Below are 16,561 nucleotides of genomic sequence, written 5' to 3'. Positions count from 1 at the left end.
GTGATCCGTTCCTTGAGAGCCCGGCTGCTGGTGGCCGTCGCAGCGCTGTGTCTGCTGGCGGGCGGCGTGTCCCACGCCGCCGCGGCCCCGGACCCCGGCGACATCCCGCCCGGCAGCGAGCTGCGCAACCTGGCGTTCAACACCCCCGCGACCCAGAGCAGCACCGCCTACGACGGCTCCGCCGCGGGGGCCACGGACGACAACCGCAACGGAGACTTCAGCAGTGGCTCGGTCACCCACACCGCGCTCGAGTCCGAGCCGTACTGGCAGACGGACCTGAAGGCGTCCAAGAAGCTCGACAAGGTGGTCGTCTGGAACCGCACGGACTGCTGCTCCGGCCGGCTGTCCAACTTCTGGGTGATCGCTTCCGACTCCCCCATCACGGCCCGCAGCCTGGCGGAGGCCCGCACGAAGCCGGGGGTCACCGCCACCCGGGTCGCGTCTCTCTCCGGTCCCTCCGCGGCGGTCGCCGTCAACCGCTCGGCCCGCTACATCCGTATCCAGCTCGAAGGCACCGAATACCTGTCGCTCGCGGAGGTGCAGGCGTTCGGCGACGAGGTCATATCCCCCTCGCCGGCCGCTCAGAAATGGGTGACCGACAACCCGTTCGGCATGTTCCTGCACTTCAACATGTCGACGTACCAGAACACGCAGTGGGCGGACCCCAACGCCTCGCCCGCCCTCTTCAACCCCACCGACCTCGACCCGAAGCAGTGGGCGCGGTCCATGAAGGACGCGGGGATGACCTTCGGAGTCCTCACCGCGAAGCACCACGACGGTTTCGCGCTGTGGCCCAGCAAGTACTCCGACCACGACGTCGCGGCCAGCCCGTACAAGAACGGCAAGGGCGACATCGTCCGGGAGTACGTCGACGCCATGCACGCCAGCGGCCTCAAGGTGGGCCTGTACTTCTCCATCTGGGACAGCCACAACGGCAACAGCACGGAGCTCGTCCAGAACCAGCTGCGCGAGCTTCTCACCAAGTACGGCCCGATCGACTACCTGTGGTTCGACGGCTGGGGCTGGCACATCCCCTACTCGCAGATCCCGTACCAGCCGGTCCGCGACATGATCCGCCGGATCTCGCCCCGTACCGTCGTCGCCAACAACGACCACTTCGGCACCCTGCAGACCACGGACGTCATCATCTACGAGGTCCCGGTCGAGGGCATGCCACCGGCCTCCAACGACCGGCCGATCGACGCCAGTGCCACCATGGACACCAACAGCACCTGGTTCCACACCACGTCGACGGGCGCCCCCCGGTCCACCGACGACATCACCGGCAACCTGGCCAAGGCCACCGCAGGCAACGCGCTCTTGCTGTTGAATGTCGGGCCGGACAGATCCGGGCGCATCCCCCAGGACTACGTCAGTCGGCTGAAGGAGGTCGGCGCGGCCCACTGACCCGCCGAGGGTGTGCAAGGCAACTGTCGGGTGCGGTCATCGTGCTGATCCACTTCGTGATTCGAGCGCCGCGAGACGCTCAGAAACCGAGCGACGGTGAGGGATCCTCGCCCTCACCGTCGCAACGGCCCGGCCGTAGCGCACACCGTTCAACCCCCGATCAGCGACTCACAACCTGGCTGGTGGATCGGTTCAACCGAGGCTCCGGTGCGAGAACACGCCGGTGACCTTGTCGGTGCCGCCGGAGTTCACCGCGCTGCCGAACACCCCGGCGTCCATGGTCGCGGACAGGCTTCCTGGAGTCGAGGTACCCACTGTGGTCCATGTCGTGCCTACCCCGGCGAAAACATCGAAGCCGTCTTCAGCGGATTCTCCGTCACCTCCTGACACAGGCGCCATTGAAACCACAGGCTCACTGGCATCACGCTTCCTGGCAGGCCTCGCACCCCCCTGGGCGCCTGTCCGAGCCACTCCCTGCACGTCCGTGAGAAAGGGAACCCAGCCCCCATGGCACGTACTTCCTCAGTTGTCGCCGGCTTCGTCGCGGGCGTTGTCGTGGCCGCGAGCACCACCGCGATCGCCGTCACCGGTACGACAACCGCCGGCACCGACCTCAATTCCAAGGCCACCACCACCTGGCTGACCGTCAAGGTCGCCGACGCCATGGGCACCAGGGACACCATTACCTGGGTTCCCACCGGCTCCTTCGCCGGCTCCGCGGAGGAGCGGGTCCCGCGCTACCCAATGACCGCCATCCAGGGCAAGGACACCAAGGAGCTCAAGCTCTCCGCCGTGCGCAACGAGCAGGTCTCGGCGCAGCTGGCGATCGCCTCCGGCCAGAACCTCGACGACGTCGAGGCCGTGGTCGGCGACCTCACCGGGCCCGGCGGAGCGAAGCTGTCCGGAGACGACACCCAGGTCCGGTTCGTCACGTACGTGCCGGTGCAGCGCTCCAAGAGCGAGGTCGACTGGTCAGCCACCATCGACCAGGTCAGCTCCGGCAAGGAGGTGTCCGGCGACCGCAACCCCGATGTGGTCGGCGACGCGCTCGAGGAGGGGGACTCCGTGGACGTGCCCGCGTACGCGGCGCAGCCGCTGTGGTTCACCTTCCGCATCCCCGAGAAGGCCAGGCCCGGCACCTACACCGGCACGGTCAAGGTCAATGCCGACGGCCGGACCCAGGCCAGTTATCCGCTGACCATCGAGGTCGCGGACGCCGGCGTGCCCGACTCGAAGGACTACGACTTCTTCCTCGACGTATGGGCGCAGCCGGAGACGATCGCCAAGAACCACGGCGTCAAGCCCTGGTCCGACCAGCACTGGAAGCTGATCGAGAAGTACAACCGCGACCTGGCGTCGCGCGGCCAGAAGGTCATCAACACCACCATCGTCGACAACCCGTGGCACCACCAGTGGTCGCTCGGCACCCGGGAGTCGCAGACCGCCACGCCGTACACCAGCATGGTGGGCTGGACGTGGAACGGAAAGACGTTCTCCTTCGACTTCGACCGCTGGGACAAGTACGTCCAGACCGCCAGACGCGCCGGTCTCGGGCCCGACATCGGTGCCTTCTCCATGCTGGCGTTCCAGGACCAGGAGCACCTCACCTACACCGACACCAGCACCGGCAAGACCGTCTACGAGAACGTCGCTCTGGGCGGCGACCGCTGGCGGGAGGCGTGGGGAGCGTTCCTTCCCGCCTTCGAGAAGCATCTGAAGGGGAAGGGCTGGCTGGAGGACACCTGGCTGTCCTTCGACGAGCGGCCCATCGACACCATGACGGTCGTCAAGAACTTCGTCCACGAGCTCGCGCCGGCCTTCGACGACCGTATCTCCGTGGCCGGTTCGATCAACACCGAAGGCGTGGCGTCCAACCTGTCCGTCGACTGGGGCGGCATCGACGCGATGACGAAGGAGAAGGCGGCGGAGCGGCGCAAGGCAGGCAAGATCACGACCTTCTACGTGTACGGCTTGCCGGCCCACCCCAACACGCTGGCGTACTCGCCGGCCGTCGAGTCGCGGATGCTGCCGTGGATCTCCGCCCAGCGGAATCTGGACGGTTTCCTGCGCTGGTCGTACAACAGCTGGACCAGTGAGCCCTTCGAGCAGCCGTTGCACATCTTCACGCAGGGCGACGAGTATGTGGTCTACCCGGGCAAGGACGGCCCGATGTCCAGCATCCGCTGGGAGCAGCTGAAGGAGGGCATCGAGGACTACGAACTCATCGCCCAGCTGCGGAAGAAGGACGGCGGCGCCGACAGCGGCGCCCTGACCGAGGCCCTCACCACCGCGACCCGGAACCTCGACGGCCGGACGAAGGACGTCGGCGACATCGAGACCGCCCGAGCGGCAGTCGTGAAGGCGCTGACGTCATGAGGGGGAAGTGGCGATCTCTGCTGCGCACCGAAGCACTGACTGTCATGCCCCTGATCAGACAAGGAGCTGCACGCGGTCGTCCTACCGAAGGTCAGCGACGGTCTCCTGTCCGGCGTTCCGGCGCCGCACATTTTCGCGATGACGGTCGCCTGACAGTGCACCGCGCAGGAAGGGAAGCTCATGTACAGCAATGAAAATGTCACCCGGAGACGGGTGTTGACCGGAGTGGTGGCCCTGGGAGGTGCCGTACTGCTGGCACCGTCGACCACCGCCGGGGCTGCCGGGATCGCAGAGACGTTCGACACCGCTCCCGCCGCCGCGGCGCTGCGGCGACTCGTGCCCGATCACTACCAGCAGGTCTCTCTGCGCGCGATCGCGGAGAGCGGCAAGGACCGCTTCCGGGTCACCGGCCGGGCCGGGCACATCACTGTCGAGGGCACCAGCCCCGCCGTACTCCTCACCGGCTTCAACACCTATCTGGCGCAGGCCGCCAAGGCCGACATCTCCTGGAACGGCGAGCAGCTGAACCTGCCACGTACGCTCCCCGCGCTCGCGGAGGCGATCGGGCGAACGGCGAACGTGCCCCATCGATTCGCCTTCAACGACACCAACGAGGGCTACACCGGCGCCTACCGGGACTGGGAAGCGTGGGAGCGCGAGATCGACGTCCTCGCGCTGCACGGCATCAACGAGGTGCTCGTCTGCATCGGTGCCGACGCCGTCTACTACGACACCTTCCGGGAGTTCGGCTACACGGACGCCGAGCTGCGGGCCTGGATCCCCGCCCCGTCCCACCAGCCCTGGTGGCTGCTGCAGAACATGTCGGGGTTCGGCGGCCCGGTGTCCAAGCACCTCATCGACCAGCGCGCCGCCCTCGCCAAGAAGATCATCCGACGGGTGCGCGAGCTGGGCATGACCCCGGTGCTGCCCGGCTACTACGGCATCGTGCCGGACGACTTCCGGGCCAAGAACCCCGGCGCGTCCCTGGTCGCCCAGGGCTCCTGGGGTGCCTTCAAGCGACCCGACTGGCTCGATCCGCGCACCGACCTGTTCGCCGACGTCGCCGCCGCGTTCTACCGGCACCAACGGGAACGCTTCGGCGACAGCGGCATGTACAAGATGGACCTGCTGCACGAGGGCGGCAACCCCGGGGACGTGCCGGTCGGCGAAGCGGCCAAGGCCGTCGAGGCCACTCTCCAGAAGGCTCACCCCGGAGCGATCTGGGCCATCCTGGGCTGGCAGAACAACCCGAGCCGGGAGATTCTCGGCGCGGTCGACAAGAGCATGATGCTCGTCGTCGACGGCCTGTCCGACCGCTACACCACCGTCACCGACCGGGAGAGCGACTGGGACGGCACACCGTACGCCTTCGGCAGCATCTGGAACTTCGGCGGTCATACCCCGATCGGCGCCAACGCCCCCGACTGGGTGGAGCAGTACCCGAAGTGGCGCGACAAGGAGGGCAGCGCGCTCGCCGGGATCGCGATGATGCCTGAGGGCGCCGACAACAACCCCGCCGCGATGGCCCTGTTCACGGAGCTCGCCTGGACGCCCGGCACCATCGACCTCGATGCCTGGTTCGCCTCGTACGCCGTGTCCCGGTACGGCGGCGAGGACCCGCACGCCGTGGCGGCCTGGAAGGCGATCCGGGACACCGCGTACAACATGACCCGCAAGGATGCGTGGAGCGAGGCGCCCGACGGGCTGTTCGGCGCCCGGCCGAGTCTGGGCGCCAACAAGGCCGCCGCCTGGGGGCCCGAGGCCGACCGCTACGACACCACGGTCTTCGACGCAGCCCTCACCGAGCTGCTCAAGGTCGCGCCGAGGCTGCGCGACAGCTCCGCGTACGCCTACGACCTCACCGATGTGACCCGTCAGGTGCTGTCCAACCGCAGCCGCGTGCTGCTGCCCCGGATCAAGGCGGCGTACGAGGCCGGGGACCGCGTCGGCTTCGACCGGCTCACCAAGACCTGGCTCGGCTGGATGAAGCTGATGGACAAGGTGCTGGCCACGTCCGCGCAGCACCTGCTCGGACGGTGGCTGGCCGACGCCCGGTCCTGGGGCGCCACCGGGGCCGAGAAGGACCAACTGGAGTACGACGCACGGTCGATCATCACCACCTGGGGAGGTCGGGCGAGCAGCGACGAAGGGCTGCACGACTACGCAAACCGGGAATGGGCGGGACTGGTCGGCGGCCTCTACCTCACTCGCTGGAAGACGTACTTCGACGAGTTGTCCGCAGCGCTCGCGGACGGCCGGGAGCCGGCCGAGATCGACTGGTTCGCGCTGGATGACCGCTGGGCGCACCAGCAGGACAGCTACCCGGTGAAGACGTCGGGCGACATCCACAAGCTGGCCCGGCAGGTGCGGGACACCCTGGTCTCCGATCCCCACCAGGTGGCGCTGACCGGGTCAGCCGACCGGGGCGCGGTGGCGGAGGGCCGCCCGGTGACGGTCACCGTGTCGTTCACCAACCGCAACGGCTTCGGGCCGGCGACGGATGTAACGCTGTCCGTCGAGGCACCGGAGGGAATGACCGCCGAGCCGGCGGGCACGACCACCGCGGCGTCGGTCGCCCCGGGCGAAACCTTCTCGGCGACCTTCCGGGTCACCCGCACCAAGGCCGCCGGTGCGCTGATCTCCCGGGTGCCGGTGGGCGCGTCCTACCGGACCGTCGGCACGCGCGGCTCCGCCTCGGCGGCGGTCCGTCTGATGGCGGGCACCGGGGTGGGCGACCCCTACCGGAGTACCTCCTTCAACGACGCGATCTTCGGCCGGTCCGGGGACGCGATCGCCATCGAGGGCGCGGGCGCCGACCTGTGGGGCACTACCAACGAGTTCGGCACGGTCTACCGGGCCGCCGCCTTCGGGTCCTCCTCGACCGCCACGGTCCAGGTCACCTCGCAGGACACCACCGGCGGCTGGGCCCGCGCCGGGCTGATCGTCCGCAACGACCTCTCGGAGAACGGCAACGGCTCGGGCGGCTACGTCAATCTGGCGGTGACTCCGTCCAACGGCTGCGTGCTGTCCTGGGACTCCGACGGCAACGGCCAGTTCGACTCCATCGAGCTGGCCGTTGCCGTGGCCGCCCCGGTGCATCTGCGGCTGACGCGCTCCGGCGACACGTACACCGGCGAGTGCAGCCCTGACGGCGTCTCCTGGACCAAGGTCGGCACCGCCACACCGGGCGGCGTTGCCGGCACCCAGGACATCGGCGTGTTCATGACGGCGGCCAACGGTTGGACCGGTACCCGCGGGATCGCCGGTTTCGAGGGCTTCTCCGTCAACTGAGCCGACGAGCCGGGCCTGGCCGGGGCCGCTTCACGCGTCTCCGGCCCAGCCGTCGCCGTACGGCCGGAGGAGTGCGTGCCGCTGCCCGTCTTCATGTCTGCGCCTACGGCAACGTCCGTAAGTCGGCAGGCGCCCGCCGGAATGGTGCCTGCGACTCCCGGAGAAGCCGTGCGACCCGCAGCACACGCGCGACGTCGTGGCCGCGCCCCCAGCGGACGGGACCGTCTCCCCGCTGGGCGACCCCCAGCAGGCCGTCGACCGACTTGGCCAGAGCGCCGGCGACGCGGACGTTGTCATCGACTACCTGTGGGACCCGGCCGCCGAACGCGCCATGAACGCCCTGCCCGCCGCTTGGGCAGCGGTCAGGGCTTGGTCCCCACCGAATGGTCTGGGCCGTAGATCGTTGAGCGCTTTGGCGGCGATCGCATGGGGCAAGCTCGGGTTGCCGTAAGCGGCCTTACGTCCTGCGTCACGCCGGGATTTTTCTCTGGCTGTACTCGGGCGTGGACTCGGCGTAATGGGCGCGTCGAGCGGATCAGAGCATCGAGGTCCTGTTCCACTTCTACGCCAAGTTCATTGACGGTCTCCAGGAGCACGCCAATTCCCGCGCAGACGGGGGTTGTCTGTGAGAGGGGGGAGCCCCACCGGAGCACTGCTGACAGCCCCCACCCGGCGCCCAGCCGGCCTCCCCCTCACCGTGCTCGCGGCACGCGGCCGCGTCATACGCGGACGCCGCGACACGAGAAGGTCCCCGCGGCGGTTCAGATACCGGTGTGGGTATGGGCGGCCCAGTAGGTGGGGGTCGCAGGGTAGCGGTCTCGGAGGCGTCGTACGGCCTGGTGCAGGGCCTCGGCAGAGCGGCTGACGTCGGGCGGGTTGGTGCCGTCGTCGGTCAGGTGGCTGTAGAAGCTCTCGGCGATGTCCTGGGCGGCGTGGTCGACGACGCGCCACAGGGTGCCGATCACGTGGGGGTAGCCCGCGAGGTGGAAGGCGCCGGTGATGTGGACGGCTTCGTCCGCGAGCCGAGGGCTGCTGATGGTGGTGTCACAGGCCGACAGGAAGGCCAGGCCGCCCTTCAGGCGCAGGGCGCCGATGTCGGTAACGGTCAGCGGAGCCGTCAGGTGGTCGTGGAGGGCCAGGCGGCTGCGGGCCGGGTCGTTCTGCAGCGCCCAGCCGTGGCAGGCAAAGTGCGCCACCTGGTGGTGGGGCAGCGCGGCGAGCACGGTCTCCCGTACGGGGTGGGGCAGCAGGTACGCGCCCGGAATCAGTGCCTCCAGGGTCGCGGCCTCGTCGCTCACCCCCTCCAGCGGCGGGGCGTCAGGAGCGTCGGGTACCGCCACGATCACCGTCGAGGCCCTGGCCGTGCCCGTATGGCGGGGCGATTGCGCGCGGGCGTAGGCCAGGCCGCGGACCGTGGTGGTGTAGGACGAAACGACCCGGTCCAGTACGGTCCGCGGCTCCGCCCCGTGAGCGTGATGGTCGGAGAGGAGGTCTGCGTGGTGGCCGGCGGCGTGCAGCGGAAGCCGGCTGAGGATCCCGACCGGGCACCACCACAGGCGCGGCCACGCCATGCCCTGTGGCGGAGCGGAGGTCATCCCCACTGCGGTCAGAACCGGTTCGGTGACGGTGTCCCACAACCATGCGAGCACCTCCAGGATCTCGCCCTGGGCCGCCCTGCGGGACACGGGGTCGGCCTCCCCGTCGGCCGTGGCACGCTGAGCGTCCAGGAACCTGTTGATCTGGCCGACGGCGTCGTCCTGCGTGAATCGGCCGAGGGGGACAACACGCACCGGGGCCGCTGGGTCGCCGGTGAGGATGAGGGCGTCGCTGCCGGTGGGGCTCGTGTAGACGAACACCACCGGCCCGTCGTGGGCCTGTGCCGTGAGCTCGTCGATGCCCGGAGCGGTGAGGAAGTCCGCGAAGCCGTCCACGGCTCGAATCCGGCCGATCAGGGTCTCCCACGCGCCCTGCGCATCGCGACGGGCGTCAGCGAGATATGTGCCTGCCCGACCAGCCCGCCCCGCCTGGACGGCGTCGTCGAGATACGCAGCAGGCATGCCGACGGCATCGGTAGCCGCACGGCTGCGCTCGTCGAGGTCCTCTCGGCGGGCGCGCAGCGTCTCGAACTCCGCCGCCAGTCCGGGGGCTGCCTCCCGCAGCCGGGACAGGTCGCTGCTGCGGGCACCGACCGTGTCGGCGACGAGTATTCCCCGTGTCAGCTCCAGCAGTTCGACCGCCCGCTCTGCACGACCGGCTGCGAGCGCCGAAGCAGCCACCAACGCCGCCAACGCATCCACCTGGGTCAGCTGATGCTCCCGGTCGCTGCGGGTCAGAGCGCCGGGGGCAATCTGTGGCAGCAGAGCGGCCACCGCCTCCGCCGCCGCCAGTGCCTCCTGGCCGTCCGATGCCTGACGACTGGTCAAGATCGCGACTTCCCCGTAGGCACGGATGCGGAACCCGATCCCAGCGGCAGCACTCTCGCCCACCTGCCTGATGCAGCGCACTGCTTCGGCCAACTGGCCGGACTCGCCGGTGTGCTCGGACAGCATCCGCAGGCCGATTCCATGGTTGGTCAGGAGCACGGCGCGGGCGGGGTGGTCGAAGGGGGTGGCGTCGACCATGGCCCGCCCGATGTCGACCGCTTCGACCAGCAGCTCGATCTCCCCCGTCCGCTCGGACAACATCTGCAGGGCGGCCGCGAGGTTCAGGCCGGCAGTGGGGTTCGGGCTACCAAAAGGGGTGGCCACGACGGCCCGCCCGGTGTCGACCGCTTCAATCAGCCACGCGGTCTCACCCGTCCGCCTGAACTGGTTGAGCAACGCGGCCACGAGGTTGTGCAGGTTGGTGGCGTGGCTGGGGTAGCCGATGGTGGCTGCGACCGCGGCCCGCCCGGTGTCGACCGCTTCGACGGCCCACTCGGTCTCGCCGGTCCGCCCGAACAACCTCAGCAGGACGAGCACCATGGTGCTCAGGGCCACTGCGTGTTCCGGGTGGCCGGGTGAGGTGGCGGCGACCGTAGCCCTCCCGACACCGACCGCCTCGACCAACAGCTCGGTCTCCCCCGTGCGCTCGAACAATGCCGATAGGGCGAGCGCGACGCCATTGAGCGATTGTACGTATCCAGGATGGTCGGACGAGGTGGCGTCGAGCGCGGCCCGTCCGAGGTCGACTGATTCAACCAGCAGCCCGGTCTCTCCCGTCCGCTCTGCCAGCCTGTACAGCGCGGCCGCCAGGTTGCTCCTGCTTCGAGCGTATTCGGGGTGGTCGGACGAGGTGGCGTCGGCTGTAAACCTCCCGGCACCGATCGCCTTGTCCAGCCAGTCGGCCTCCCCTGTCTGCTCGTACAGCATCCGCAGCGCCAAAGCGAGGTTGTTTGCACGTTCAATGAATTCGGGGTGGTCAGTGGGGAGGTCGGCGATCGCGGCGCGCCCCATCTCGACCGATTCAACCAGCAGCTCGACCTGCCCGGTCCGCTCGAACGACCGGAGCAGGATGCCGGCATAGTTGAACAGGCTCGTGGCGTGGTTGGGGTGATCGGCGGGGGTGGCGTCGACCGCGGCCTGCGCGATGTCGAAGGCTTCGGCCAGCCGCTCGATTTCCCCCGTCTGCTCGAACAGCCGCCGCAGCACGATGGCGAGATTATTCAGGCGATAGGACCGTTCGGGGTGGTCGGTGGGAAGGGCCTCGACCGCGGCCCGCGCGACGTCGGCCGCTTCGACCAGCACCTCGATCCTCCCCGTCCGCTCGGACAACATGCGCAGCCCGATGGCGAGGTTGTTCAGGTTCTCAGCGGATGCGGGCCGGCCGGTGGGGGTGGCCTCGACCGCGGTCCGCCCGAGGTCGACCGCTTCGACCAGCACCTCGATCTCCCCCGTCTGCTCGAACACCATCTGCAACACGACCGCCAGATTGCTCAGATGCGCAGCGTGGTCGGGATGGGCGGCTGGGGTGGCAGCGGTCAGACTGCGAAAGAGGGTGAGGGCTTGGAGCAGCAGGGGTAATTCTCCCGTGCGGCCATGGGCGCTGAGCAGTTCGGCGGCCTGGACCTCCATGCGCACGGCATCGGAGTCCGCTGCAGGCCCGTCGGCCGGTGCATAGTGCCGGCGCAGGGGGCCAGGGACGGCGTCGGGTTGTGCACGGTGGACGGGGGCGAGGAAGCGGGCGGCCTCGGTGAAGTCGCGCTGGGTCCGGCCGGGCCGGGCCTGGTGGCGGAGCCAGTGGAACATTCCGAGCAGGTAGGCGGCGGTGAGGTCGGTATCGGGGTCCGTGGCCGCGGCGAGCTCCGTGGCGTGGCGCAGCGCGGCATCGGTGAACAGGGCCTCCGCGCCTTGGGTGTCGGCAGCCTTGCTGAGGTGGTGCTGGACGGCGGCGAGCGCCGCGTCGCGGTTGCGCATCCTGGATCCCCCATTGTCGCGGACGGTCCCCGAACCGGCGCGTTCCCGCCCTTCGCCCGGACAGCGTCGCGGGGTGCGTTCAGCGAGGTGGCTCTTGTGCGGATCGTAGCCCGGTGGGCACCTCCCGCACCTACGCTTCTTGCTCAGACGGCTCGTACCGAGACGGTAGGGGCCACGGGCCGCCATGGCGGCGGCCCTTCATCCAAATCGGTCCGGGGCGGTGGAAGCGATGCGTAGCGTGCGGAACCGATGGGGTGTCCTGTGCGACCAGCTCAGTCGACACGACTCTATGGAGCAGGAGATCCGCAACGCCGGGGCAGGCAATGAGCTGGACGAGTTGCTGGCCATGCCGAGCGGTGGCGCCGGCGTCGATGCGAAGCGCGCGAAAGCGCTCCTGGACGCGATCGATGACGCCTGCGCCCGCTACGGCTTGGCCGCGGTGACCGTCCGCAGCTACGGCGACGCGCAGCTCCCCGCGGGGTTCGGCCGGCCCCCGGCAACGGTGGAGCAGGACAAGTGGATATGCCCGCAGGGCTTCTGCGGTCGGGTCGTCTTCTCCGAGGAGGCGCCGACGCCGCCGGCGTGCGCGGCGGGCGGCATCCCGATGGCGCCCTTCCGGCTGCGTTGATGACCGGATTCCTGGCCGTGATCGGCACGAAGCTGGCGGACCGGTGGGTACAGGCTCTGGTCCTGCCCGGTCTCCTCTGGGTCGCCACACTCGCCGTCGTGGCGAGACTCGGCCAAGACCACCCTCTCGACGTGGACCGCCTGACCACCTGGCTGGATCGACTCGCGACGCAGCCGACCGGACGCAGCTCCGCCGGCGTTCTGCTCATGACCACCGCCGTCCTTCTCGGCTCCAGCACCGCCGGATTGGCGGCCGGAGCCCTCGGCGGCCTTCTGCAGCGCCTCTGGGGTGCCTCAGGTGCGCACCCTCCACTGGCCTGGGCCGTGCGCTGGCGGCGCCGCCGCCACATCACCGAGCGGGCACGGCGAGCGATCGCGCGGGCGGCCGACCCCCACATGCGCGGCGGATCGCTCGCCCGCGCCCTGGTCCGAGCCGTCGCCGCGCGTCACGAGCACCGCCGGATGGCACTGATCAGGGGAGGGCGCATGCCGGAGGCCCCTACGCGACCCACATGGATCGGCAACCGGTTCCACAACGCCGCCACGCGTGTTCACACCCTCTACGACCTCGACCTTGAATTGGCCTGGCCACGGTTGTGGGCAGTGCTGCCCGACAACCTTCGCGGCGATGTGACCGGTGCCCGTGACTCCTACACCGCCGCCGCACGCTTGACCGCGTGGGGACTCCTCTACGGCGCGCTGGCCACGGGATGGTGGCCCGCCGCGCCGATCGGCGCCTGCCTCGTGGTCGCCGGCGTCGTACGGGCCCGCAGCAGTGCCGAAGTTCTCGCCGGCCTGATCGAGACCGCGGTCGACCTCCACGTGAACGATCTCGCTCACCGACTCGGCACCCCCGCCGGCGCACCACCGACCGTCGAAACGGGCCGAGCCATCACCAGTCGGCTGCAAGGCCCCCTGTAACGGCGGTTCGTGATCTCGGCCGTGGTCCACATTGTTGGTCAGGCGGGGGATTCCCTCCACCAGCTGACAGAACGCAGGGAAGAGATCGAGGCCGAGCACGAGGCCAACCTTGAGCGGGCAGCCAAGCGGATCAAGCCCAACAGGCCGCTGCTGGAGGTCCTTTCGGATGCGCTTGATGCCGATGACGACGAAGAGCGGTATCCACCGCGTCGGCCCGGTGCGCCGACCCTTCCACTGCCAAACCCAAGGACGTCGTCGACGCGGTTGCAGCGCTCTGCGCACAGCAGCTCCTGCTTCTGAACGGGCAACGTTCACGGCGACCCGCGCCGCGTCACCGCCCGGTTGACCGCCCCTGTGCCGCCACAGCCCCCAGGCGCCACTTCCTCGCCCCCGCCGGCGCCTACTTCCTATCGAGGCATGTCCGAGATCGCGAGGTCATTGCCTCGGACGGACGTGCCTCACTTGATCGATTCGCATCAGATGGTTGCGGCCTCGCGTGCCACCGCGCCACCGCGCCACCGCGCCACCGCGCCACCGCGCCACCGCTGAGAAACGCGCGGATGTCGCTCCGCCTCCTCACAACTGCGATGCCCCGGATGTCGTCACCGCCCCGCGCCCCTGCGCAGCTCCTACCGGATCAGGCACGCACCACTCGCATGCAGTACGGCAAGACGCATGCGCAGCGCATCGCCGTCCCGCCGGGCAGGATCGTGGACGAGGAGTGAACCGGGCGGCGAGCGCTCCGTGTTCCCGACGCCGGGCGTCCGGCAGCGAGGACCGCCTCGGCTCCGTCGAGAGCTACTGCCGCGCCGATGCGACCGGGTTCGAGTGGCAGCCCGACGGTGGACAGCTAAGACTGAGGCAGCGGTTTTGGATCCGGACAACGGATCCCGACCTCGTGAATTCCGGACCACTCGCTCCGGCCATCGAAAAGCGCGAGTACGGGGCGCCGACCGTAATGGCGACGGCGCTCGAAAGTTCCTCAAGGAGCTCGCATGGAGGAGAAATACCTCGACGTCCTGACGCCCGGGCCGGATGAATCCGCGATCGGTATAAGCAAGTACACCGGCCCGGAGACCGGCATCGAGAAAGACCTCGCCGAGGTGCTGGCTGACGTCATGTGCGTCGAACGGGTGTCGATCGACGGCCATTTCTTCGATGACCTCGGCGCCAACTCATTGGTGATGGCTCATTTCTGCGCACGAGTCAGGAAGCGCACGGACCTTCCCTCGGCGTCGATGAAGGACATCTACCGGCACCCGACGATCCGCAGCCTGGCGACGGGGCTCGCGAATGCCGCGCCCGTCGAGCCCTCGGTCCCGGCGCCGACCGAGGTGGTGACCCCAGTCGGCACGGTGCGGTACGCCGTCTGCGGAACCCTGCAGCTCCTGCTTTTCCTGGGGTACTCCTTCCTCGCCGGACTTGTTGCCGACCGAGGCTATGCATGGGTCTCCGCCGGGTCGGGTGTGATCGACATCTACCTGCGGTCGTTCGTCTTCGGAGGCATCGGCTTCGTCGGTCTGTGCACCTTCCCCATCGCGGCCAAATGGCTTCTCGTCGGCCGGTGGAAATCACGCGAGTTCCCGGTCTGGGGTCTGACCTATCTGCGCTTCTGGACCGTCAAGGTGCTGATCCACGCCAACCCGATGATCTTCTTCGTCGGCAATCCCTTGTACGTGCTGTACCTGCGAGCGCTGGGTGCACGGATCGGCAAAGGGGTCACGATCCTCTCCCGCAACGTTCCGGTCTGTCCCGACCTGCTCACGGTCGGCGCCGGCACGGTGATCCGCAAAGACTCGTTCTTCCTCTGCTACCGGGCGCACGCCGGCCGTATCCAGACCGGCCGGGTCACCCTCGGCCGGGACGTGTTCATCGGCGAGAAGACCGTGCTCGACATCGACACGTCGATGGGCGACGGGGCTCAACTCGGGCACACGTCCACGCTGTACAGCGGTCAGGCGGTCCCGGGCGGTCAGCGCTGGCACGGATCCCCGGCACAGCTCACGCAGCACGACTACCTGAGGATCGGGCCGGCCGCATGCGGCACGCTGCGCCGGGCCGGCTTCGGCCTCATCACCGTGCTTCAGCTGTTCTTCCTCTACGTGCCACTGGCGATCGGGGGCGCGTACATGCTGGTGACCCTGGTCCCGGCGCTGCACAACCGGCTGAGCCGGAGCACGGTGGACCTCACATCGCCGGCTCTCTACATCGACGCGCTGGTCCTCTCCCTGCTGCTGTTCTTCGGCTTCGTCGTCGTGGGCCTGGCCGTGATGTTCACCGTTCCGCGCCTGCTGAACCTGGTCGTCAAGCCGGACAAGGTCTATCCGCTGTACGGGTTTCATTACTCGGCGCACCGGGCGATCGGGCGTATGACCAACATCAAGTTCTTCACATGGCTGTTCGGTGACAGCTCCTACATCGTCCCCTATCTGCGCGGCCTCGGATACGACTTGTCCCGGGTCGAGCAGACCGGGTCGAACTTCGGCACGGAAGTGCAACACGAGAACCCGTATCTGTGCTCGGTCGGCAGCGGAACGATGGTCGCCGACGGGCTCTCCATCATCAACGCCGACTATTCGAGCACGTCCTTCCGGGTGTCCCGGGCCTCGATCGGGCCACGCAACTTCCTCGGGAACAACATCGCCTATCCCTCAGGGGCCAGGACGGGCGAGAACTGCCTCCTCGCGACGAAGGTGATGGTTCCGCTCGAAGGCGAGGTACGCGAGGGGGTGGGCCTGCTCGGCTCGCCGTGCTTCGAGATTCCCCGGTCGGTCGAGCGCGATTCCCGGTTTGACCATCTGCGCACCGGCGACGAGTTGCGCCGCAGCCTCGCTGCGAAGAACCACTACAACATCCGCTCGATGGTCTTCTTCCTGCTCGTGCGGTGGCTGCACTTCTTCGTGCTCACGATGCTCGGCCTGGCGAACGCCGAGCTGTACGACTCCTACGGGCATGTGCTGATCGCCGCGTTCCTGGTGTTCAGCCTCGGGTTCACCGCTGTCTACTTCGTACTGGTGGAGCGCGGCATCGCGGCATTCCGCACGCTGCAACCGCAGGTGTGCTCCATCTACGACCCGTACTTCTGGTGGCACGAGCGCCTCTGGAAGGTGCCCGACACCTACCTCGACATCTTCAACGGCACCCCTTTCAAGAACGTGATCTGGCGGATGCTGGGTGTCCGGATCGGCAGCAGGGTCTTCGATGACGGCTGCTATATGACGGAGCGGACGCTCACCACCATCGGGAACGACTGCACGCTCAATGCGGGAAGCAAGATCCAGTGCCACTCGCAGGAGGACGGCACCTTCAAATCCGATCGCAGCACCCTGGACGCCGGCTGCACCATCGGTGTGGGAGCCCATGTCCATTACGGCGTGACGATGGGCACCGGCGCGGTGCTCGCACCCGACTCCTTCCTCATGAAAGGCGAGGAGGTCCCCCAGCACGCACGCTGGGGAGGAAATCCCGCCACGGAGACGCGAGTCGCCCCTCATCAGCCCGAGGCGCTGACGCGGAAGGGATAGCAGCGCCGCCCTTGCAGGCGC

The 16,561-nt window shown here is 68.7% G+C and carries 11 protein-coding genes; 9 read left to right on the top strand and 2 right to left on the bottom strand.

Translation table 11 applies throughout. The annotated features are described in order from the left end of the window. Nucleotides 1-1,407, top strand: a complete 1,407-nt coding sequence (locus ACFVV1_RS23100) for an alpha-L-fucosidase (protein WP_389992212.1) — start codon at nucleotides 1-3, stop codon at nucleotides 1,405-1,407. A gap of 192 nt (nucleotides 1,408-1,599) precedes the next feature. On the opposite strand, the gene ACFVV1_RS23095 is transcribed toward ACFVV1_RS23100, so the two are convergent. Next, nucleotides 1,600-1,722 carry a hypothetical protein gene (locus tag ACFVV1_RS23095; RefSeq protein WP_389992210.1) on the bottom strand — a complete coding sequence of 41 codons (123 nt, stop codon included), beginning with the start codon at nucleotides 1,720-1,722 and terminating at the stop codon, nucleotides 1,600-1,602. Between the two features lie 192 nt (nucleotides 1,723-1,914). Between ACFVV1_RS23095 and ACFVV1_RS23090 the strand changes: the two genes are divergently transcribed. The 3 genes from ACFVV1_RS23090 to ACFVV1_RS23080 all read left to right on the top strand — a co-directional run bounded on the left by ACFVV1_RS23090 (nucleotide 1,915) and on the right by ACFVV1_RS23080 (nucleotide 7,525). Then, on the top strand, nucleotides 1,915-3,783 hold the full coding sequence (locus ACFVV1_RS23090) for a glycoside hydrolase domain-containing protein (RefSeq protein ID WP_389992207.1): 1,869 nt from the start codon (nucleotides 1,915-1,917) through the stop codon (nucleotides 3,781-3,783). 180 nt (nucleotides 3,784-3,963) lie between these two features. Then, nucleotides 3,964-7,074, top strand: a complete 3,111-nt coding sequence (locus ACFVV1_RS23085) for an alpha-N-acetylglucosaminidase TIM-barrel domain-containing protein (protein ID WP_389992204.1) — start codon at nucleotides 3,964-3,966, stop codon at nucleotides 7,072-7,074. Between the two features lie 196 nt (nucleotides 7,075-7,270). Further along, nucleotides 7,271-7,525, top strand: a complete 255-nt coding sequence (locus tag ACFVV1_RS23080) for a hypothetical protein (RefSeq protein WP_389992201.1) — start codon at nucleotides 7,271-7,273, stop codon at nucleotides 7,523-7,525. A gap of 310 nt (nucleotides 7,526-7,835) precedes the next feature. On the opposite strand, the gene ACFVV1_RS23075 is transcribed toward ACFVV1_RS23080, so the two are convergent. Then, nucleotides 7,836-11,468, bottom strand: a complete 3,633-nt coding sequence (locus ACFVV1_RS23075) for a CHAT domain-containing protein (protein ID WP_389992198.1) — start codon at nucleotides 11,466-11,468, stop codon at nucleotides 7,836-7,838. 289 nt (nucleotides 11,469-11,757) lie between these two features. Here ACFVV1_RS23075 and ACFVV1_RS23070 point away from each other — a divergent pair, with 289 nt between their 5' ends. From ACFVV1_RS23070 to ACFVV1_RS23050, 5 genes are all read left to right on the top strand, one after another. Next, on the top strand, nucleotides 11,758-12,096 hold the full coding sequence (locus ACFVV1_RS23070; protein ID WP_389992195.1) for a hypothetical protein: 339 nt from the start codon (nucleotides 11,758-11,760) through the stop codon (nucleotides 12,094-12,096). After that, on the top strand, nucleotides 12,096-13,016 hold the full coding sequence (locus tag ACFVV1_RS23065; RefSeq protein WP_389992193.1) for a hypothetical protein: 921 nt from the start codon (nucleotides 12,096-12,098) through the stop codon (nucleotides 13,014-13,016). The genes ACFVV1_RS23070 and ACFVV1_RS23065 overlap by 1 nt, the downstream gene beginning before the upstream one ends. Nucleotides 13,017-13,025: 9 nt before the next feature. Continuing rightward, on the top strand, nucleotides 13,026-13,316 hold the full coding sequence (locus ACFVV1_RS23060) for a hypothetical protein (RefSeq protein ID WP_389992190.1): 291 nt from the start codon (nucleotides 13,026-13,028) through the stop codon (nucleotides 13,314-13,316). 296 nt (nucleotides 13,317-13,612) lie between these two features. After that, a complete protein-coding gene (locus ACFVV1_RS23055; protein ID WP_389992187.1) occupies nucleotides 13,613-13,741 on the top strand; it encodes a hypothetical protein in 129 nt (42 codons plus the stop codon). A 270-nt stretch (nucleotides 13,742-14,011) separates the two neighbouring features. Continuing rightward, a complete protein-coding gene (locus ACFVV1_RS23050) occupies nucleotides 14,012-16,540 on the top strand; it encodes a Pls/PosA family non-ribosomal peptide synthetase (RefSeq protein WP_389992184.1) in 2,529 nt (842 codons plus the stop codon). Nucleotides 16,541-16,561 lie beyond the last annotated feature (21 nt).

It is taken from the genome of Streptomyces sp. NPDC058092 (assembly GCF_042884935.1).
Lineage (GTDB): Bacteria > Actinomycetota > Actinomycetes > Streptomycetales > Streptomycetaceae > Streptomyces.
The sequence above is the reverse complement of the archived record's forward strand: the minus strand, read 5'-3'. Positions and strand labels throughout refer to the sequence as shown.